Here is a 3,163-nt window from a genome sequence, read left to right as displayed (position 1 = left end):
CGAGAAAGAGTTCACCCCGCTCGGTGCCGACCACCCGGTCAAGAGCGACTTCCAGCTCATTACAGGGACAAACCGCGACCTCAACAAGGAGGTTCGCGAGGGACGATTCCGAGAGGACCTGCTCGCCCGCATCAGCACTTGGCGATTCCGGCTGCCTCCTCTCCGCGAGCGCCCAGAAGACATCGAGCCCAACCTCGACCATGAGCTAAAAAGGAGCGGTAGGGGCGTGCACCTCACCCCCGACGCCAGGCACGAATTCCTTAAGTTCGCCCGATCGGCCGAGGCCACCTGGGATGGAAACTTCCGAGACCTTTCCTCTGCCGTTCACCGCATGGCGACGCTGTGTGAAGACGGGAAGATTGGCGTCGAACTCCTTGAGCCGGAATTCAAGAGGCTGAAGCACAACTGGCAGGGACAGCACGTCAGTCCTGATGAGGAGCTCCTCACCCGCCATCTCGGTCCTGAAGGGGTCGCCAAGCTGGACCGCTTCGACCGCGTGCAACTCGCGGCGGTCCTACGCGTCGTGGAGAGGAGCCGGACACTGGCCGAGGCGGGACGCGAATTGTTTGATGTGTCGGGTCCCCAGCGCAGGCAGCGGAACGACGGGGACCGGCTGGCGAAGTACCTTCAGGGCTTCGGCCTCGTCTGGCGGGATGGTCAGCTTCTCAAAAGCTCTCCGCCCACCAGGGGTGCCTCACCACGCGGCGGATCCTCCAGATCAAAGACGAGGCTGGCCGCCGAGGACGACGGCTCTTCGGTCCGCGAGCCCTAATCCCCCCAAGCTTACGCTCAATCGTCCGGCCAAGCGGTGATCTCCGCGATCTGATGCAACAGCGGTACGCCCTACCCCACCCGCTGACGCCCGAGCTGTGGCGTTCGAAGGCCAGCAGGGCCCGTGGGTATAAGAACCTGTTTCGGTAGGAGGGCAGGTCGCCTGCTCGCTTATGGGCGGCCCATCCAAGTAGCTACGCCTACCAGTTCTAGAGGTGACCGCGCAGGTAGGAATGAAGAGATGACCTCGTGAGTTGTACCTCATGGGAGGTGCAGCATGAGCCATGGGGCTTGTGAAGCAAGATGACGGTTGGCGTCTACCAGACGAACTGTGGGCCAAGATGGAACCTCTTCTGCCGCCTCGGCCCAAGCATCCCTTGGGGTGCCACAACCCGCGCACACCTGACCGCCGGGCCATGGAGGGGATTGTTCTGGTGCTGCGTACGGGGATGCAATGGCGGGCCTTGAAGGCCACGGGCATCTGCGGCCCCTCTTCTGCCTATCGACGCTTCCGGGAGTGGGCAGCGGCGGGGGTGTTCTATGAATTCTGGCGCCAGGGCTTGCTGGCCCATGAGGCGCTGCGTGGAATCGACTGGAAGTGGTTGGCCCTGGACGGGGCCATGGGCAAGGCCCCGTTGGGTGGAGAGAAAACCGGCCCCAATCCGACGGACCGCGCCAAGAAGGGCACCAAGAAAAGCTTGCTGACGGATGGACGCGGCACGCCCCTGGGCCTTGCTGTCGCTGGAGCCAACGTCCCTGACTTCAAGCTGATGCGTCCGACGCTCCAGTCCGTCCCCGTGGAGCGCCCCCAACCCGACGCGCGGCATCCGCAGGGGCTGTGCCTGGACAAGGGGTACGACTACGACGCGGTGCGGACCCTGGCCAGGGCATACGGCTTCACTTTGCATCAGTGTCGCCGTGGCCAACAGCCCAAGCCTCTTGGACGCCGCAAGCGCAAGAAGGCGCGCCGGTGGGTGGTGGAGCGCACCCACGGGTGGATTCAACAAGTTCCGTCGTCTGCTGGTGCGCTGGGAGAGACGTGAGGACACGTACTTGGCGATGCTCCACCTGGCATTGGGCATCATTACCTGGTTCCACGACCTGCTCCCCCCATAGGCTGGGAGCGATAGGCGGGGCAGGTGCACTCGGCCAGCAGCAGCCTCCGACTCTCTGGAGGCTCATGGCCCCTTGCGTCTCAACTTCCTGTTCGGGCCGTCCTGGCCGCGCCTGGTTCCCGTTTCCAGTCCGACTACAGGTCGTTCGTACGCTGCTTGGCCTGTTAGCGCCGGCTCCTACCGAAACAGATTCTAAGGGTCAAGAGGTACGCAGCTCCGCGACGGTGCGTTGCCCGGAGCAAGCCGCCTCCTGCCGTCCCCCTTCACCACCATCGTCCGCTGGCGCGCTGCTACACACGCGCACGCGGGCTCTTGCTGTCCTCCGTGCACCACCTGCCGGAGGCGGAGGACCAACCCATGACCGAACTCACCGTCATCGACTGTGCTCAACCCCCGCCGCCCCCTAACGGCGAGGGCACGGAGCTGGTGTCCCTCTCCGCCGAGCTGTCCATGCTCGAGGACGCGCTGACCGCAGCGGCCAACATTGCCGAGCTCCTCGCCATGAAGTCGCTGCCCTCCGATGAGGCGGCGGCACAGGCCCCAATCGCCATCGGCGCCGTGCTCACACTCGTGCTCACCCGCAGCACCCTCCTGCGGCGAGCCATGCTCTGTGAAGCGGACCCGATCGAATTGCTGGCCCCCCACAACAGTGTCCCCGAGAACGAACTCGGCGACCCCGATGTTCGCCTTCGCCCGTGGACGGCGGCACAACGCATAATTCACCTTCGTCGCCTTCTGGCGAAAGCCGAAGCCGAGGCGAAGCGCGAAGAGCCAACACCCCCAAGCCCATGAAATGAGAACCACGGTCTTCCTCGGACCGCTTCTCCCCTCCCGCCAGACGTACAACAACCTGAAGCTAGCCGGCCGGCAGGCGGGAGGAGAGAGCCCATGGCTCTGGCATTGCGAACAGTCCTGCGCAGGCTCATCCAGTCCCGGGTGGCCCGGCGCATCCTCGCTGCGGTGTTGGCGGTCGTCGTCGCGGAGTTGAACGACGCCGGCGCGTACAGCCGAAACTCGTACGGCAGCAGCCGCTACGACGGCGGGGCGCATTCCGAGTGGTAGGTGGCCCGAGGAGGTGGAGGGCGTCGGTCTGTATCCGACGGCGTCCTCTTTTTTCGATGGCACGCCCCTCTTGACCAGGTCAGCCCAAAGAACGATGTTGAGCATCAGTACGGCACCTGTGCGAGAACGCCTGGGCCGTACTCTCGAGGGCCTGCAATGCAGGCTGCGGCACTCCGGCGGCACGGCCGGACCCGCGAACTCACCAGCGCGAGGAA

At 64.8% G+C, this 3,163-nt stretch carries 4 protein-coding genes; all 4 read left to right on the top strand.

Features of this window, described 5'->3' with window-relative positions:
- Positions 1–772: sigma 54-interacting transcriptional regulator (locus VF794_RS14885; RefSeq protein ID WP_331110907.1), on the top strand; the 772-nt coding region annotated here is incomplete at its 5' end.
- A gap of 283 nt (positions 773–1,055) precedes the next feature.
- Positions 1,056–1,887, top strand: a protein-coding gene (locus VF794_RS14880) for an IS5 family transposase (RefSeq protein ID WP_331110905.1) whose coding sequence is annotated in 2 segments (ribosomal slippage) — positions 1,056–1,772 and positions 1,774–1,887 — 831 coding nt in all. Because the reading frame shifts where the segments join, the coding sequence is not laid out codon by codon here.
- A 356-nt stretch (positions 1,888–2,243) separates the two neighbouring features.
- Positions 2,244–2,678, top strand: coding sequence for a hypothetical protein (locus VF794_RS14875; RefSeq protein ID WP_331110903.1), 435 nt, complete (start codon positions 2,244–2,246; stop codon positions 2,676–2,678).
- 96 nt (positions 2,679–2,774) lie between these two features.
- On the top strand, positions 2,775–2,948 hold the full coding sequence (locus tag VF794_RS14870; RefSeq protein ID WP_331110901.1) for a hypothetical protein: 174 nt from the start codon (positions 2,775–2,777) through the stop codon (positions 2,946–2,948).
- Positions 2,949–3,163 lie beyond the last annotated feature (215 nt).

Source organism: Archangium sp. (assembly GCF_036389735.1).
Classification (GTDB): Bacteria; Myxococcota; Myxococcia; order Myxococcales; family Myxococcaceae; genus Archangium.
Note: the sequence above shows the minus strand (reverse complement) of the source record. Positions and strands in the feature narration are given on the sequence as shown.